The following is a 17,215-nucleotide window of genomic DNA, read 5'->3' on the forward strand; positions in this document are numbered from 1 at the left end:
CAGAACTATATGCAAGATCAGGCATAATGGAGGAGTTGTATTTAACTGAAATTACAGATGAGATTTTGGTGTTAAATCAAAAATTGAATATTTATTTTTAAAATTTAACACCAATACACTGGGGCAATTACTAGAGGAAACGATATGATAGACCAAACATCACACGTGGCCCAGAAAGAGAAAACTCGTCAGTTACCACCTCAGTCCCCTCTTCGACATCAAATGAAGAAGCTCCTTGATAGTAATCAAGCTTTGCGATAAAGCCAAACTCTTGATTCATCAAGTACTTTGTCCCAAGACCAACAGAAATAAAAGTTCCACTTCCTTCAAGAGTCCCAGAAGTATTACTTGAAGAGGACGTGCTTACGTTATCTTGGACTTCAAGTGATACAGTTGAAATACCAAAGTTCGCATCAGTAAAGAACATAAAAGAATTCGTTACAAATGGACCTTTACCAAAGTAATAACTAATACCGCCACCCATATCAGAGATTGATGTGATATTGTTGACACCTGTTCCAGCAGATGAGTTCGTCATTGAGTAATGAGCTTTAATAGAGATATTTTTAAAGAATGAAGTTGCTTCAGGGAAGTATTTTTCCATACCAATTGAAAAGTTCATACTTGAACTTTGTGCATCATAATCACCAGATTGGTTACTGTACGTTCCGGCAAGAGAGCTTACACTCAAAAGTGAATAGACTTCGAGACCATGTGAAGATCTCCCGGCCCTTGCAAGTGGAGATTTTCCAACTGGAATATCTTTAATAGAAGTGTTATCTTCAGACATTTCCATATCACCATCTTTCATCAAGGCACTGACTTCGTCAGAGTCTGATCCCGAGCTAGCCACTTTAGAAGTTGTTATTTTATATCCGGCATTTATATCATTTGGCTCGCCAATTTCTGAGTCTCCAGAGTAGAGGCCACGGATACTTTTTGTTTTGTCGTCAGTAAGTTTTACTGCGGATGAAATTTTAAGATTAATTACATTATTTTTGACAATTTCGTCAGGATGGATCAAGCGGTAGACGGCCCAGATTGAACGAGAGGGAGAAGCTTTTACAACAACTCCACGAGCAATCACTCCTTTTGTCAAAAAGAACTTTGCGTGATCTCCAACGACAAGTCCATCTTCGAGTCCTCTGTTTACAAGTAAAGTTTTCTTCGAAGATGAAACTTCTAGTACTCGAAGAGTGAGTTTCTCGTCTATTTCCAAGGCGTTCGTTGCTGTAGAGAATAGTAGTGATAAAAATAGTAAATACTTCATAAAAAATCCTATCTTTTAAAAGAAAAAACTTAATCCAATATCTGCTTTTACATTATTAATTGTTGTGCTGCTTGAAATTTCATCATCAAGAGATGATATTGCCTGAAGCTTTGTCGTTTCAACAGAGACTTTAAAGTTAAAACCAAAGCCAAGGCTTGAATATAATTCGTAATCACGAGCAGCCGGTGCGCGATATTTCGCTCCAAAGTGAAGAGATGGAAGGGCCAAGACTTCATACTCATAATCTTTTGTAAGGTTAATAGAAGTCATATCACCATTACCTCTTTTGATTCCTGCTCCGACGTACATTGAGACACGATTTCTTGAATGTGGGTAATTGTAGAAATAGTAATTTAAATGGCCAGCAAGTGCACCGTAAGTTACGCGACCATTGATTCCTCCGACATCAACATTGAGTGTTCCTTGTTCAATCAGCATATCAATACTTAAGCGAGAAAAACTTTCGCTGGCGCGAACAAGGTGAAGTTCGTAGGCTAGGCCAAGAGTAAAACCATTGCTTTGGTGAGATGGGTCTTCATTTGTATAATTTGAGGTAAGATTAGAGCCTAAGAATAATGTAACTTCATTTCCAGACTTAAATAACATTGAATTTTCGCGCCGAACTTTCTCACGAGCAATACCAGTTTTAAGAAGGTAAGTTTGAAGTTCTTCCTTTCCCATGTCCGCTGACCAGAGAGGACCATTTTCTTTAATCATGATTTTTGTAGATTCAGGGATATCAGATTTTTTTGTGATCTCTTCGTAGTACTCGTTAGACATATTTGCAATTGAACTTGGGGCATCAGAAGGTTTTCTGACACGTACACCGTTGTAATAAAGCTGTTCATATCCATACTCTTTAGATGTGATGCTTTTAAGTTGAGCTTTATTTTGTTCCTTTGCGATTTTTTGTTTGTATTCGCCTGTCTTTTGTTTGATATCAATTTCTGCCTCATCAGCACGTAGGAATTTAACTTCCTCATAATCATCATCAAGTAATATATCTGACTTATTTCTAAGAGAAATTTCTTTGATATTGAGTCCTACTTTATTATCAGGGTCTTCGAGATCGTAGATGCGAGTTTGCTCGACATCATTTTTCATGACAAGATCTTGTGGCAACTTACTAACTTGAGACTTTGTCAGTGCCTGTTTAGCTTTTGCATTTTCAAAAGATTTTACTTTGTAACTAGGGGTAACACCTTCACGGCCAGCGATAGTTTCACGTCGAAGATTGAGAGAGTATTTTTGTCCCTCAACAAAATTCTCCTTGTCTGCATCAGGAAAGTGCCAGTAAGAAAAGCTTGGAAAAACTTTCAAAACCTTCCCAGACGAAACCTTTTCAAACTTAGGAACCTCGAGACTACCGCCAATTTTTGCAATCTCAGCTGTATCATCGACAACGAGACCACCAAGGCTACCGATGTTAAGCTTAACCGTCTTACCGGAGTCGCTTTTGCCCTGCAATATGACCTCACGGGCCGCAGAAACAGAAATTGCTAAAAAAAGAGTCAAAATTGTCGTTTTTATTATAATTTTCATCTTATTTATAAGGATAACAAATGGAAGTATTTCAATCAATGTGGTAACCTTTTATCTATCTTAATATTACCTTGCACTATGTTAAAAAATAGAGTTTAAATTTGGAGTGAAAACGTGGCCAAGAGAAAAAAGCAAAAGCAGATTTTCCGTTATGATTGTACAATGACAGGAGAAACTTATAAGACGACTCGTGAGGCTCCTAGCCCAGACGATCTAGTATCAGTTCAAGCTTACTACGAACTAAATCCAGAAGAAGATGACAGACCAGCTGACATAAAGAAAGAACTTGGTGTTGAAAGCTCTGATTCGTAGTTATTTAGTCAGATATTATATTCAAATTCAAGGAGAAGAAAATGTCTCATAGAAAACTAATTATCATTGGTTCGGGACCTGCTGGTTATACTGCAGCCCTTTATGCTTCTAGAGCAGACCTAAAACCACTTGTGATCGAGGGGCATGAGCCAGGTGGACAATTAACGACAACAACAGAAGTTGATAACTTTCCAGGATTCCCTGAGGGGATCATGGGGCCAGAGCTTATGGCCAACATGAAGAAGCAAACTTTAAGATTTGGGACAGAGTATTTAACATCTCTAGTTACTGATCTCGATACTTCAAAAAGACCATTCACTCTAAAAACTGAAAATGGACAAGAGTTCACTGCAGATACAATAATTTTAGCAACTGGTGCCTCAGCAAAATATCTAGGGCTACCAAATGAAAAAGCACTTATTGGACGTGGTGTAAGTGCTTGTGCAACTTGTGACGGCTTCTTCTACAGAGACAGAGTCGTGTATGTAGTTGGCGGTGGTGATACAGCAATGGAAGAAGCAAACTTCCTAACGAAGTTCGCATCAAAAGTTTATATCGTTCATAGAAGAGATACACTGCGAGCTTCGAAACCAATGCAACAGAAAGCATTTGATAATCCAAAAATTGAATTTGTTTGGGATAGTGAAGTTTGTGAAATTATCGCAAACGATGCTGGAGTTAATGCAATTAAAATTAGAAATCTTAAGACAGGCGAAGAAACAGTTCGTGAAACAGATGGTCTTTTCATGGGAATTGGTCACAAGCCAAACACAGACTTCCTTAAAGGAAAAGTAGAGCTTGATGAGCATGGTTTTATTGTAACAGGTAAGCATCCAGATACATCTGTTCCAGGTATTTTTGCATGTGGTGACGTTCAAGATTCATACTACCGTCAAGCGATTTCGGCTGCGGGGAGTGGGTGTATGGCCGCAATTAGAGCAGAGAGATTTTTAGAAGATAACTAGAATTTATCAAAATTCAAAATAATAGAATAGGGGCCTGATTGGCCCCTTTTTTATGTTAAGAAACTTTTCTTTGTAATACCTGATCGACCATATCGCTACCGACTCCAAAGAAATGGATGGCCTTATTATGTGCATGGTATAGTCTTTCTTCAAATTCAGAAAGTTCCATATTAAATATTGCAGGAATTTCATAAGGGCCAAGTCCTTCATTAAGTAGCGACTCAGTATAAAAGTAGAAATAAAGCTCTTCTATGTCGCCATTTTCGTAGAGAGATTTATCTTCAACCATTTCATTATTCAGTTCGATACCAAAATAGAAATCATCATCAATCTCGCGATCGATCAATGGCATGATGCGAGTTCGTTTATAGTTTAAAGTTTTTAAGTCTTGCCCCATAGTAATTAATCGATCAATCGCAATTTTTAACTCACTGATATTTCCTGGCCAGTCATAATTCATGAAGTGTGTACAAACGTCGGCACCAAGTTTTTTTGGAGATAATCCCTGCTGAGTACAAATTTGAATGACAAAGAATTTTGCAAGGGGAATAATATCCTCACGTCTCTCTTTTAATGGAGGAATGCGAACTTCCTTCTGTGCAAAGAATTGAATCAAAGGTTGATATGTTTCATTGAAATGAGAGAGTAGGGCCCTCGATTCTGTTGTTGTTGCAAGAAAACGAATATCTTGCCTGATTTTAATCTTATTAAAAATATACTCTCCTAATTGATAATTTAAGAAATTAATATCTTTAAATACAATTGTCCCACCACTATAAAGCTCAAGAAGCCCTGTGTGCGAATGATTAGAATCAAGAATCTTATCGACGTCAGCAAAAGTCTCGATATCATGACAATTGATATGGCCAATTCCATACTCTGATCTTTCACTACTTTTATGTATATTTACCGCCATTAACTTTTTACCAACACCATACTCACCAGAGATGAGAATACGATCATCATTTCTTGCACATTCAAGAATAAATGAATTTAAATATTGATTATCATCACTAGGTCCAATCAAAAGATTTTTACTAAGCTTTGACATATACTTTTTAGATAACAGCGCGATTGTTTCATCTTCTTCTGTCGAAAGAGTTGTCCCAACGACATTTGAAAAGATTGAAACTTCAAAAACACATTGATCAGTGAATGCATCGTTAAAAGATTTATTCGCAAATTCAACAGCACCTATAATACTTCCCGACTTATCAATTACGGGATAAAGGATGAAGTTCTTGATATCTTTGTCATAAAGTGCAAATTGAAGGTTATAAAATGGATCTCTAACACTTTTGGCCGTTTTTTGCATACAGACAGTTTCAGTATCACGAAGTGTTGCCATAGATCCAACCACCGGTAGCAAAGTCTCCATCACTTTACCTGTACTGAAGTCAAAAATACTCACATCATTCATACCATTTTCGAAAATGTAGAACGTAAAAATTTCTGCCTCAATACTTCGCTTAACTTCATTTGCAAAGATTTCAATAATCTTATTAGATTTAATATGTGCCTGAAATAACTTAAATAGATCAAACAAAATTGTGCTGTTAAAAGACAATCTATTATCATCTTCTAATTGTAAAGAATCTCGACTTTGAGCAACGTCACCTTCATTTTGAATCATGTCCAACATAAGAGCTTTAAGACGACTTAGCGATAGTGAATGGAGATAATATGATATTAACTCATTAGAAAAATCTTCATCGATATTGAGGTATTCTAAACCAACAAGATACATTCCACGATGTTCGTAGTAACTACTTGTACGAATAACTCGAGCGTTAACTTCGAACTTTCTTTTCTTGATGACCAGAGTAAGATCCAGCTGACCTGAAATTTCTTTATCAATGGCAAAAGCACAACCTTGATTTGAAATATTGACTAGCTTGATATGTGAGTTACTGTAGTTATAAACTTTGCCTCCACTAAAGGCCGTTATTTCAAAGTCATCATGCTTATCTACTGGAATTCTGTACTGTCTTAGTTTTTTCAAGTGTTTAACCTCGTTAATTGCTAATTCCCCTATCGGTTCAAATACACCTAAACTTTAGTCAAGTATTGCCGATAAGTAATAGGTGAGGTTTAAATGAAAAACAGTCTACTTAACTATCAATTTTTTAAGTCATACCGCTTACCCCTTGAGAAAAATGACAAGGTCTACGCAGATATATTCTCAACCACTTTCAACTCAGGTGCTTGCAGACAAATAGAAATTGAATCAATTAATCTTTCTGGACTAAACTTCACATCAAAATCTTATTTCCCTCATGGTGAGGATGTTGAGATACAAATCTACACTAAAAGAATTTTTAATAACTGGGATTTTTCACTTAAAGGAAAAATTGTAAGAAGCTTTATTAGTGAATCTAAAAAAGGCGAAGTTGTCTACGGTGTACTACTTGAGAGACAGAGCAAAGATAGTGTCCTCAATTACTTTTTGAAAGATTTTCTAAATCATTATTCTGAGACAAAATTAATTAAAAATATACAAATGGCCTGTTCACTTTCTCGTACAGTTGGTGCCGGCGAAAGTGTTGAGCTATTTTCACTTTTTAATTCTATCATTCAAGACTTTCAAGAATTGCCCCTTGATAACTTTCTACAGGACCTGCAAACATCCTTTCGTTGTGAAAATTATCATCTCTTCTTATACAATCATACAAAGAATAAGCTTGTTTCATACCGAAGCTCAGCAAAAGAGAATTTACTAAAGACCGATATGAAAAACAATATCTATATGGTCTACGAAAATAACGTCATTTCAAATTTGTCCCTTGCTGAAAATGATATAAATAGGGAGAAAACCAAGACACTACTCGCCTATCCTGTTTACAATTTAAAACATAATGTTGTTGGCGTCATAGCCCTAACAAACACAACAAGTGGAAATGCATTTACTGCTTTTCAAGAGTCGTGCATTAGACTTATTTCACAAATTATTTCTTATCATGTAAAAGATTTTGCGACGAATATTAATTTCGAAATAAATCATAAAGATATAAAATCAGACCTATTCCTAGGACAAAATAGGACTTCACTTGAGATTAAAAATTCGGCAGACTTGTTAAGAAATATCACAAAGAATGTCTTCATACTTGGAGAACAAGGTTCAAGAAAAAACGAACTTGCAAAATATCTCCATGAATCAGGGAAATTTAAATCAGAACAACTTAGATATATTAATTTTGACTCTCCTGATAAAATCAATACATTCTTTGAAAGTATTGACGACAATGAGCTATTTGAAAAAGGGACAATCATTATCAATGAGATTGGAAACCTGAATCACTCACAACAGATCAAGTTATATGACTTCTTGAAAAATTTAAATATGAGAGTCATTAGTCTTTCATCTAAAGAATTATATCATCGAGTAAAAACTGGAGCATTTTCAAAGAAACTCTACTTCTATATTGCAGATATTTACCTACATATCCCCCCTCTTAGAAATAGGAAAAACGATATACTGGAAATAGCTGATATTATTTTATCTGAAGAGCAAAATAAGAGAGGACATAAATTAACGGGATTTGATGAACAAGCAACAAGAAATATTCTTGAATATAATTGGCCAGGGAATTTAACTGAACTACGAAATGAAATAAAGAAGGCCGTAATTCGATCAAATGGCAAAGAGAGTCCTGTGCTTAATCTTCGAAAACAACAAAGCGACTACAAGGCACAGAAAAACAAACTCTTATTTAACTTATTGAAATCAATAGTTAAACACTCCGACAAGAGCATTGATTACCAGGCACACACTGAAACGCTCAACTACTATATCCGAGCAAAGAAGTCTGCATGACAAAAAATGTAAGATGAATCTTTTGACAAAGCATATTCAAAAATAGAATAATTTATTCAGAGGTTTGATCACGGATTGATCAATAAATCGAAAATGCCAAGGAAGGTAAAATGACATCACTTTTTAACTACGCTTACTTAAGTGTATCCTTTGAAAGAGAAACAAGAACTTGCAACGTAAAAATTCTTAACTCCGCAGGTTTCAAACCACAAGTCTTAGCCGCTGAATTAGAAAAGTTTTTTGACTGGCTCACCTCTCGAGTTGAGATCTACTCAGTCGTAATCGAAACGCAATTCAGTGATCTCGAATTATTAAGTAAGGACCTTCTTAAAGAATTAACAGAAGTTGAAGTTTATAATTATCTCAAAACTCTTCAAAGAGTATCTTATGGACAATTAGTTCTACCACAAACAATCACATGGAATGTCGAAGGTGTCTTTGATCAGTGTGCATTCGAGCTAATGGCGGGAGCTGACTTTAAATTTATTTCACAAAACTTTAAAGTATCTTTCGACTCATTAACAAAAGGAATTTGCTCATTCAATGGATGTGCTATCAACTCACAGCTGACAAGTTCAAATTACTATAAAAAAGTGGTAATGAGTTCAAGTGAGTTAAACTCTACAGAGTTAATTGAAAGTGGCCTTGTATCTTTTATTTTCAATGAAATAAAGTTTAGATCACATATCAACGCAATAAAGTCGCAATCGCCAATCACTAGAATCCAATTCAAGAGATCAATCAATGATTCAATCATCAAGGAGATGGATGAGATTATGGCCAGTGAGTTGAGTTTCTCTAAGGCGGCACTAGCTATTGGAGACTGGAAGAACTGGGCTTATGATCAAGAATTTCACAACCCAAGAGAAGTAGGACGAAGCTTAAAGTCGATACCAACAATGGCCGACTCAAAAAAAGCTCCAGCAATGGCAAATTAAAACTGATTTTGAAAGATAAGAGAACTGCTCTTTTGAAATAAGAGAGCAGTTAGAAATAAAATAGTGGTCTAACCTCTGCCGAGCAGAAATCTTCACTTAGTTTCGAAATATCACGAGTAATTCCAAGTAGGAATCCTCCCCCACCTGCTCCACATAGCTTTAAGTGGTAATTTCCAGTTTTTAAACCAACTTCCCACAGTTCTTGAAAAAGATTTGGAATCATTGGCCTAAAATGCTCAAATTGAAAGTTCGATAGCTCTTCCATTGCGGTATAAAGCTCTTCCGTATTTCCATTTAAAAAGTATTCGATACAACGATTTGATATCGGACTAAGTACGCGGTCACAAAGATAAGCAAAGTCTTTAGAAGAGCATTTTTCAAGGAATAGATTCACAAGAGGTTCTGTTCTTCGCGTACGCCCAGTATTTAAAAGAAAAATTGCACCAGGACCATTTTCATATTTAGGGATTTCAACTTTTGATAGGCTACCAGAGTCTCCAATGAGAATTGCAGAATTAAGATAACTAATAACAGGATCGATTCCAGAGCTTGAGCCGTGAAAATGTGATTCCATTTTACTAAAGCAGTCTTTTAAAAATTTGATATCTTTTTTTTGCTCATCACTAATCTTTGCATAGCGATCAAATACGGTCGCACAAAGGGCACCAGAGCTTCCAACACCATATCCAGGAGGGATTGAAGAGTCAAAAATTAAACCACCCGAAATATCAAAACTAAAAGACTTATCATCAAATTCAAATCCAAGCTCATCTTTTTCAATAAGTCTTTTCATATACTTTGAAAAGGCCTGCAGTTCGGGATCAATTGAACGATTTTTATCTTTTTGGAAAATAAGGTGTCCATCAAATAATGCATATGGCAGAGCAAGAGCATTGGACTTTCTAATAACCGAATATTCGCCAAAAAGTAGAACCTTGGCGCCAAAAGTTCTCTTGTTAAGCATTGAGGCTCCTACTTCCCTCACCCATCTTGTCATGAAGAATAAATTCATTCTCACATAAAGGCTGAATCGACTTTTCAAGGAATGAGCGAATTTCCTCTACATTCTCATTTAAATAAAGAATGTGGACGTTTGGTCCAGCATCAAGAGTGAAGCAAATATTATGACCTGTCTCGGCCCTAAACTTTCTAATTCGAGAAATGGCCTCGAGAGTATTAGGCTCCATTAAAATAAACGAAGGAGATGAATTCATCATTAGACCATGTAGTTCAAGCGCTTCACTTTCAACGATCTCAGCAAACTTATCAAATTCGCCATCCCTAAGTGCTTTTAGAAGCATTTGAAGATTATTTCTGGCATTTGCAAATCTCACTTCTGCAAATGGATGCGTCTGCATTAGAGCATGCCCGGCCCTTGAAGAAACAACTTTCTCAGATTTTGATACAATCGCGATTGAGTCATGAATTCCTTCAAACTTTGGATGAAAATCTAAATAAGAAATTCCATAATCATCACTCGATTTAGATAGCCCCTCAGCTTTTCCCCATACCGACATTTTTGGAAACAACGAGCGACAAGCGCTCCCCGAGCCAAGCCTCGCAACATAAGATGCCTTACTTAGGTAATACTCATCCTCAAAAAGTTTTAGCGATAAAAGCTTCTCAATTTCCACAAGCGCAAGTCCTAGCGCACTCATACTTGATGCGGAAGAAGCAATTCCAGAAGAGTGTGGAAAAGTATTTAGTGAGTCTATTGTGAAATGATAATTCACAAGAAATGGAAAGAGAGGTGTTATTTGCTCAAAAAAAACAGCTATCTTCTCCTTGAATTTCTCGTTCGGAGCCCCTTCAAAACTAAAATCAAAATCAATTCCTGAGGACGACTTCTTTGCAAACTGAATCGTTGTTCTTGTGTGTGCATCGTCGAGAGTAATACTAATTGAAGGATTACATGGTAATTGATTTCCATGCTTGCCCCAATATTTTACGAGAGCAATATTAGATGGAGAGATAACACTTACCTCTCCATTTAAAACATCTTTTTTTAAATCAAAATTTTTATTAGTGAACATTATGTGAAGTACCGATTGTATTTTCAGAATTAAAAACAAGCTCAGAATAAGGTATAACAACTTTTAAGCCATGAACTGAAAAGTAGTTTTCAACATACTCTTTCGTCTCTTTAGTACTTGCTAGGATGAAATCTCCACCCCAAGCTCCGAGAGACTTGACCTCTCCAAGGAAATCTTTGAACAGACGTTCTTTTATCGGTGTAAGACCTAAGTTCTTTCCTACTATTTCCTCGTGCGCGTTAATTAAGAAATTAAATTCATCAACAGTTTTTGAAATAGAGATAGAATCTGTTAAATCACTAACTGCCTTGATAATTTCAGGAGCATGAGGTTTTCTTGAATTATAATACTCAATCGCAGAGCGAGAGTTTTGTTTCTTATCGAGATAAATAAAATATAAATTCTCTTTAAATTCTGGATCAAAAAGAACTGGTGACCAATTAGGACCTTCGTTCGTCTTCTGATAGAATATTGGCCCGTCACTTTGAGCACAAGCAATATCATACCCAGAACCACCCAGAGTATTAAATAGCAGCTCAAATGGCGATACGTACGCCCATGTAGCAATATTGTGAATCAGTGTCGAGCTCGAGCCAAGCCCCCAATTAAGTGGGAAGCCAAGTTGTGTTTCAACGTGAACATCAAGATCTTCTCTTAAAAAGTGTGCATTTTGTTTTCTCACACTTTGAAGAATATTTTGAAGAACAAGAACCTCAGGTGTCACTTCTCCTTCACTTACAATATTAAATTGCCAAAATTCAAATGTTGCTTCAAACCAAAGTTTTCCTGATGGATCATAAGATTTCCAGTAAAGTCTTGGTCTAAATGATGATGAATATTTTACTGAAAGAGACTGACCAACTTGCGTAGGTAAGCCAAGGGCCTTAGCTCCATCTAGCACAAAGTACTCTCCACTGAGTAATACTTTCCCGTGCCCATAGAAATATTGATCTCTCTCAGGGATCTCAATTCTATTTGTTCCAGGTATATATTTTAAAATATGTTCGCCTTGTTGCATTTTATCTTCCCTAATTTTAGTGTAGACCTCTAAGTTTTTCCAAAACTTCTCTTACCGATTTAAAAGACACTACTTTTGATTCAAATTCTTTACGTACGATTTCTTTTTCTACTTCTGTTGCTTCAAGTTGATTAAGAATATTCATCAGGTGCATCTTCATGTGACCTTTTTGAATACCGCTTGTAACGAGACTTCTTAAAGCTGCAAAGTTCTGAGCAAGACCAACACTTGCACAAATCATCATTAGCTCTTTTGCACTTGGACCACCAAGCATTTGAAGAGATAATTTTGAAAGAGGGTGTAGCGAAGTTAATCCGCCGACAGTACCAAGAGAAAGAGGTATTTCAATCTCAAATCTAAACTGATTATTATTGACTGAACACTTCGTTAAACTACGATACTGTCCGTCACGAGCAGCATAGGCATGCCCACAAGCTTCAATAGCTCTGAAGTCATTACCTGTCGCGAGAACAACACCATCGATACCATTGAAGATACCTTTATTATGAGTAGTAGCACGATATGGATCTATTGTTGCGATTCTAACTGCACGATGAAATTTAGAGATAAACTCATCGGCACTCATTCCGTTACTTGGATCGTTTAATTCTTCAACTCCACATTCAACCCACGCCTTAACAAGACAGTCAGGAGTATAATTAGAAAGAATACACATTACTATTTGAACATCTCTTTCATCATCCGAGAATCCATAATAATTAGGAATTGTCGATTTAAGAAACTGCCCAAGCGACTCAAGTACAGAGTTAATGAAGTTTGCACCCATCGCATCGCAAGTTTCAAAAGAAACTTTTAATTGATAGTAACCAGGTTCTTGCTCTGTTAGATTGATTAATTCAATGTCTTTTAGTCCACCTCCACGAGCTTCCATATTCATTGTTAATGGAGCAACATGTGCGAACATTTTTTCTTTGTTAGCATTGAAGAACTTTATTAGATTTTCAGTTTCACCATTCCAAATGAAGTGAACCTGTCCAAGCTTAATTGTTGAAACAACTTGAGCGTGAAAGCCTCCACGCGTAGACCAAAACTTTGCAGCTTTTGAAAGAGCAGCGACAACAGAACTTTCTTCAATAACCATTGGGATTATTTTTACTTCGTCGTTTAAAACAAAGTTAGGAACAAGTCCGTATGGAAAGTAGAAATTTGAGATTGTATTTTCACTAAACTCATCAAAGATTTGTTGGGCATCAAGATCCTTGTGCCAAAACTCTTTTAATTGACTCTTAACTCTCTGACTTCCTTGAAAACATGTATCAACAAGATAATCAATTTTTTCGAGTTTATTTAACTTTGAAAAACCTGAAACCATTTCCAAGCTCTACTCCTTCACAGAAAGATATCGAGATGCGACTTCAAGCCCTCTAATCATTTCCGCAGTAAATTTTCTAAGTTTATCTATACCTTCGTTTGCTGAATTCAAAAACGGTGAGGCCATACCAAAGACAGCATTCCCTTTCGAAAGGGAAATTAAATAATAGCCGTCTAAATAAGAGCGTATCCCACCAGAGATAATGAAGTTCTTGCAAAGAACTTTATCACCTAATCTATCAATTATTTCGTTCGAGATTTCTACCATTTCTAGCGCAGTATGTCCAACAAAGCTTAGTTCTTCATGAGTGGATAAGTCACTTGAATTACGTTGTTTTTCCATAAGTGCGAAATTTGTCCCACCAAAAGCAGCAAACTCAATAGCAGCAAGAGGCAAACACATTAGGGACTCGAGAGATTTTGGACCTAATCCTTGACCCACTTCCTTAATGATCACAGGAATCTGCGTAAGTTCAAGAAGCTTTTTCACTGTATCAATTGGTGCTTGCTCAATGATATCACCTTCTGGCTGAAACCATTCTTGTAAAGGATTAATATGAACTATTACTCCGTCGGCACTTAGGGAGGTCACAAGTTTTTCGATAGCAGCTATATCATTATTTTTTAAAAGCTGTTCAACTTGAGCGATCCCAAGATTTGCATAAAAAGGAAGAGCGTCAGTCAGACGAGGTCTGAGATTAAAATCTTCAAAGTATGTTTGATCTGTTAGAAGCTGACGACAAGAGCCTAGCCCCATACCTAGTCCGAACTCCGAAGCAACTGTTGCTAAATTTTCATTAATATATCTCGCATCACCAGTACCACCAGTCATTGAACTTATCCAAATCGGGGCACGCATTTCTTTTCCAAGAAACTTAGAGGCCTTAAAATTTTTAAAAAATGAGAAATTTGAAAGCATTGGCTCATAATTAAAACGTTCATCAACCATCAGTTCTGATGTTTGGGAACTATTAGTCAGCGCTAGATGCTGATGCTTTCTATTACTTGAGTTTTCTGTTGTTTCGACCATGGCACAAAGTAGCAAAATTCTAATAATTTTACTAGTTTTTACTCGTCTTAGTATTTTTTATAAGACTTAGACGATCAACAATTTCAAGCACTTAAGTGACATAATAAAGAAACATTAAATTATTCCGATTGAACAAGTATGAAAAAATTAAAAATACTTATAGCACTGATGATCGTGATGACAGGAAACACTATCTACGCGAACTCCTGCGCTCAAACAGAAAACATTGTTCTAATCCATGGAATAGCTTCTGATAAAGGAACCTTTGGACATATGAAGTCGGCGCTTGAAGCAGACTTCGAAGGATGTGCAAAAGTTCATGAATTTGAATATGCAACAGGTGATGATAAGAAAACTATTTTTGATTTTTCTGATTCACTCGATCAATTCATCACATCATTATCAATAAAGCGTGAAGATAAAATTTCTTTTATTATGCACTCTCAAGGGGGACTTGTAGGCTTAGCTTATCTAAGAAAAATTCAAGACCGGCCACTCTTTAAACAATTAAGATCTTTTATTACACTCGGTACTCCTTTTCACGGAGCACTCATTGCAAAGGTTGGAAGAGATGCTCTTTTTCTTGGTGGAAAAATAAAAGAAAGCAAAATATCCCCTTTTGGGAAAAAAGAGCTAGAGGGAATGACCTATGGTTCTGCGACATTAAGAGTATTAAAGGAATCTCTCTTTTTATTAAAAAAGCTTAATACGCTAGCAATCGGCGGTTTTACACGCTTTAAAAGAGGCATTTCAGAAAGTGATTTAGTTGTTCCTATCTATTCTGCAAATCCAAATAATATTTACGTTGCGCCAAATGGTAGCGAAATAAATGAAAATGATATTCCATTTATTAGTCTCAATGCTCAACATATTCGTGCGCTTGGGAAAGGTATTTCTTATATTGAAAAGTCATGTCGGGATTCTTTAAGAAGATGTAAAAATCCAGTAGCACAAGCGATAGCAAAGAAACTTGTTGGTATTGATGCACGTGAAGAGAATATTGATATTGAAGAGAAAAGTTTTAGAGTTAATCTTTATATAAAATCAGCGAATCGCCCTTATGTAATGGCGAAGAAAAGTAGTGATACAAAGAAAATTAAAAGCTCATCACTATTTAACCTTACCAAGAAAGTTTATAAAAACCTCTATTCAAAAACTATCTATGGAAAGACGAGTAAAGGAAGTACAGAGATCAAAGTCGTCATTAAAAATCTGAAAGGAAAACATAAGGAACTCACTGTTCCTGTCCAATCAGGTAAGACAAGCTATGTCGATGTTAATCTCGATAGCTAGTCTAAAATGATTATAAACTCACGCTTCACTTCATCAAGCTTCTTTAAAATCTTCGATGCCTTCGCGTAGAGAAGCTCTTCACTAGAACTGTTAAGGTCCATCCCAAGGAAAAGCTTTCTTTTTGGCATCACCTCATCAATTTCTTCGAGAGTTCGCTTTAAACGATATGGAGTATCCATAAGAATCACGGGATACTCTAATAAACTATATTCATTAAGAACTCGTTTTCTATCATCTCCATCCTTTGGAAGAAAACCTGTAAAAAGAAATTTTGAACAGTCAATTCCAGAGAGAGCAACGGCAAGGGAAATAGAGTTTGAGTGTGGTGTACATGTCACTCTTATTCCAGCTTCGTGGGCAAGACGAACCAAAACTTGTCCAGGATCACAAAAAGCCGGAAGTCCCCCATCACTCATAAGATAGGCGTTTTTTCCTGAGTTTATAAGGGAGATAATTTTAGGGGCGAGCTCTCTTTGAGTATGTTCATTGAACTGAATGAATGATTCAATTGATTCACGAGGAAGACCAAAACGTAACCAACGACGACGACATGGCTTAAGATCTTCTATTAAAAGAATAGAGTTCTGTTCATCAGCACTGGCCTTCATCAATAAATCAAGAGCGATAGGCTCTAATGGACTCTCTTCATCAATTGGGGTTGCAATTAAAAATAATGTACCGGCCATTAAAATCTCCACTTCCTATGTCTTCTAATATCAATATCAATTGGAACTATAAAGTAAGCTAATTTATAACAAATAAACGCAAATGGAAATGCGCAAAGAACATCAAGTAGATAGTGATACTTTAATGCTAAAGTTGCCTGAATCATTCCGACACAGAAAAGAAGAAAGATATAACGATAATGATTTTTAATTTTAAACATCCATATTGTCACAAGAACAGAAATTCCTGTGTGCCCAGAGGGAAAGCAATCAATGAAATTAGGGTGCGAATTTAGAACAATGTTGTTAAAAAATACACCAAAAGCTGACAACGGTAGTGAAAGCTCCTTCACACTGGCAAGAAAGTACTGAGGACCAGAAACTGGAACCAGAACATACAAGAGAAAGTTAAAAAAGAAAAAAATCATCAAAGAGGCAAAGAACCTTCCTATCTTGTACTTATTCCTTTCGCTTAATTGTTGATAGTAGAAAATTCCACCAAGAAAGGGAAATAGAAAATAAGTCATATATGAGAGTTGCAAAAAATCATAATAAAGAGATTGAAGAGGACCTAAAAAGCTAGTCACCTTCAAGAAAAAAGCGGCAGAGGTAAGACCAAGTATTTGCAAGTCAAGGTCAGCAAAGTACAGATCGTAACGAGTAAGTCCACCAGCAAGCTTATCAAATGTCCCAACGAAGACGTAATTAAAAATAATACAGCAAGTGAGAAAAAGGGTGTTTATCAGAAACCGATGAACATTTCTTAGTCGATGAATATAAGCTTCTAGGGAGATAAGAAATAAAATTAAGATAACAGGGAGTAGTGGCTCAATAATAATTGCTTCAAAAAAAAGTAAACAAATAAAGAAAATGAAAACTTCAAACAGAGAGACCCAAAGACCTATTCGTCCAAGGCCAAAGTCTCCCCTATAGTCCTGCCAAGCTTTTTGTATTTTTGATTCAAACATCATTGAATTATAACAATATTTAAAAAAATACGCTA

General features: G+C 36.1%; 15 protein-coding genes. 5 read left to right on the forward strand and 10 right to left on the reverse strand.

Annotated elements, in window-relative coordinates; translation table 11 throughout:
* Window positions 1–130 precede the first annotated feature (130 nt).
* Window positions 131–1,270, reverse strand: a complete 1,140-nt coding sequence (locus M900_RS10190) for a hypothetical protein (RefSeq protein WP_021274835.1) — start codon at window positions 1,268–1,270, stop codon at window positions 131–133.
* Between the two features lie 15 nt (window positions 1,271–1,285).
* Complete coding sequence (locus M900_RS10195; protein WP_157680632.1) at window positions 1,286–2,812, reverse strand: hypothetical protein; 1,527 nt, start codon at window positions 2,810–2,812, stop codon at window positions 1,286–1,288.
* A 114-nt stretch (window positions 2,813–2,926) separates the two neighbouring features.
* Between M900_RS10195 and M900_RS10200 the strand changes: the two genes are divergently transcribed.
* On the forward strand, window positions 2,927–3,124 hold the full coding sequence (locus M900_RS10200; RefSeq protein WP_021274842.1) for a hypothetical protein: 198 nt from the start codon (window positions 2,927–2,929) through the stop codon (window positions 3,122–3,124).
* A 41-nt stretch (window positions 3,125–3,165) separates the two neighbouring features.
* Window positions 3,166–4,089 carry a thioredoxin-disulfide reductase gene (gene trxB / locus M900_RS10205; protein ID WP_021274792.1) on the forward strand — a complete coding sequence of 308 codons (924 nt, stop codon included), beginning with the start codon at window positions 3,166–3,168 and terminating at the stop codon, window positions 4,087–4,089.
* A gap of 55 nt (window positions 4,090–4,144) precedes the next feature.
* Here trxB and M900_RS10210 read toward each other — a convergent pair whose 3' ends face one another.
* Window positions 4,145–6,091, reverse strand: coding sequence for a sigma 54-interacting transcriptional regulator (locus M900_RS10210; protein ID WP_034732398.1), 1,947 nt, complete (start codon window positions 6,089–6,091; stop codon window positions 4,145–4,147).
* A gap of 93 nt (window positions 6,092–6,184) precedes the next feature.
* Between M900_RS10210 and M900_RS10215 the strand changes: the two genes are divergently transcribed.
* Both M900_RS10215 and M900_RS10220 read left to right on the forward strand, forming a co-directional pair.
* Window positions 6,185–7,903: a hypothetical protein gene (locus tag M900_RS10215; protein WP_021274840.1), complete on the forward strand. Its 1,719-nt coding sequence runs from the start codon at window positions 6,185–6,187 to the stop codon at window positions 7,901–7,903.
* A 110-nt stretch (window positions 7,904–8,013) separates the two neighbouring features.
* Window positions 8,014–8,841 (forward strand): hypothetical protein, encoded by an 828-nt coding sequence (locus M900_RS10220; protein ID WP_021274854.1) that lies wholly within the window; start codon window positions 8,014–8,016, stop codon window positions 8,839–8,841.
* 49 nt (window positions 8,842–8,890) lie between these two features.
* Here M900_RS10220 and M900_RS10225 read toward each other — a convergent pair whose 3' ends face one another.
* From M900_RS10225 to M900_RS10245, 5 genes are read right to left on the reverse strand one after another with little or no spacing between them, the layout of a single operon-like run.
* The gene (locus tag M900_RS10225) at window positions 8,891–9,805 is read right to left on the reverse strand and encodes a mevalonate kinase (RefSeq protein WP_021274822.1); all 915 of its coding nucleotides are present in this window, start codon (window positions 9,803–9,805) and stop codon (window positions 8,891–8,893) included.
* Window positions 9,798–10,874, reverse strand: coding sequence for a diphosphomevalonate decarboxylase (gene mvaD, locus M900_RS10230; protein ID WP_021274833.1), 1,077 nt, complete (start codon window positions 10,872–10,874; stop codon window positions 9,798–9,800). Before mvaD ends, M900_RS10225 begins: the two co-directional genes overlap by 8 nt.
* Entirely contained in the window at window positions 10,864–11,892 is a 1,029-nt protein-coding gene (locus M900_RS10235) for a GYDIA family GHMP kinase (protein WP_021274848.1), read from the reverse strand. Before M900_RS10235 ends, mvaD begins: the two co-directional genes overlap by 11 nt.
* 16 nt (window positions 11,893–11,908) lie before the next feature.
* Window positions 11,909–13,225, reverse strand: a complete 1,317-nt coding sequence (locus tag M900_RS10240) for a hydroxymethylglutaryl-CoA reductase, degradative (RefSeq protein WP_034732412.1) — start codon at window positions 13,223–13,225, stop codon at window positions 11,909–11,911.
* A 9-nt stretch (window positions 13,226–13,234) separates the two neighbouring features.
* The gene (locus tag M900_RS10245) at window positions 13,235–14,254 is read right to left on the reverse strand and encodes a type 2 isopentenyl-diphosphate Delta-isomerase (RefSeq protein ID WP_021274844.1); all 1,020 of its coding nucleotides are present in this window, start codon (window positions 14,252–14,254) and stop codon (window positions 13,235–13,237) included.
* 138 nt (window positions 14,255–14,392) lie between these two features.
* Here M900_RS10245 and M900_RS10250 point away from each other — a divergent pair, with 138 nt between their 5' ends.
* A complete protein-coding gene (locus tag M900_RS10250; RefSeq protein WP_021274855.1) occupies window positions 14,393–15,547 on the forward strand; it encodes a triacylglycerol lipase in 1,155 nt (384 codons plus the stop codon).
* Here M900_RS10250 and M900_RS10255 read toward each other — a convergent pair.
* Window positions 15,544–16,233: an SAM-dependent methyltransferase gene (locus M900_RS10255; RefSeq protein ID WP_021274800.1), complete on the reverse strand. Its 690-nt coding sequence runs from the start codon at window positions 16,231–16,233 to the stop codon at window positions 15,544–15,546. The two genes, M900_RS10250 and M900_RS10255, sit on opposite strands and share 4 nt — an antisense overlap.
* A complete protein-coding gene (locus tag M900_RS10260) occupies window positions 16,233–17,180 on the reverse strand; it encodes a phosphatase PAP2 family protein (protein ID WP_021274834.1) in 948 nt (315 codons plus the stop codon). Before M900_RS10260 ends, M900_RS10255 begins: the two co-directional genes overlap by 1 nt.
* Between the last annotated feature and the right edge of the window lie 35 nt (window positions 17,181–17,215).

This window comes from Bacteriovorax sp. Seq25_V (assembly GCF_000447795.1).
GTDB lineage: Bacteria > Bdellovibrionota > Bacteriovoracia > Bacteriovoracales > Bacteriovoracaceae > Halobacteriovorax_A.

Excerpts from the sequence above, each read along its gene's own strand:
- M900_RS10250 (WP_021274855.1), top strand. The coding sequence starts at position 14,393 with ATGAAAAAATTAAAAATACTTATAGCACTGATGATCGTGATGACAGGA.
- M900_RS10240 (WP_034732412.1), bottom strand. The coding sequence starts at position 13,225 with ATGGTTTCAGGTTTTTCAAAGTTAAATAAACTCGAAAAAATTGATTAT.
- M900_RS10195 (WP_157680632.1), bottom strand. The coding sequence starts at position 2,812 with ATGAAAATTATAATAAAAACGACAATTTTGACTCTTTTTTTAGCAATT.
- M900_RS10225 (WP_021274822.1), bottom strand. The coding sequence starts at position 9,805 with ATGCTTAACAAGAGAACTTTTGGCGCCAAGGTTCTACTTTTTGGCGAA.
- M900_RS10255 (WP_021274800.1), bottom strand. The coding sequence starts at position 16,233 with ATGGCCGGTACATTATTTTTAATTGCAACCCCAATTGATGAAGAGAGT.
- M900_RS10260 (WP_021274834.1), bottom strand. The coding sequence starts at position 17,180 with ATGTTTGAATCAAAAATACAAAAAGCTTGGCAGGACTATAGGGGAGAC.
- M900_RS10215 (WP_021274840.1), top strand. The coding sequence starts at position 6,185 with ATGAAAAACAGTCTACTTAACTATCAATTTTTTAAGTCATACCGCTTA.
- M900_RS10190 (WP_021274835.1), bottom strand. The coding sequence starts at position 1,270 with ATGAAGTATTTACTATTTTTATCACTACTATTCTCTACAGCAACGAAC.
- trxB (WP_021274792.1), top strand. The coding sequence starts at position 3,166 with ATGTCTCATAGAAAACTAATTATCATTGGTTCGGGACCTGCTGGTTAT.
- M900_RS10220 (WP_021274854.1), top strand. The coding sequence starts at position 8,014 with ATGACATCACTTTTTAACTACGCTTACTTAAGTGTATCCTTTGAAAGA.
- mvaD (WP_021274833.1), bottom strand. The coding sequence starts at position 10,874 with ATGTTCACTAATAAAAATTTTGATTTAAAAAAAGATGTTTTAAATGGA.
- M900_RS10235 (WP_021274848.1), bottom strand. The coding sequence starts at position 11,892 with ATGCAACAAGGCGAACATATTTTAAAATATATACCTGGAACAAATAGA.
- M900_RS10245 (WP_021274844.1), bottom strand. The coding sequence starts at position 14,254 with ATGGTCGAAACAACAGAAAACTCAAGTAATAGAAAGCATCAGCATCTA.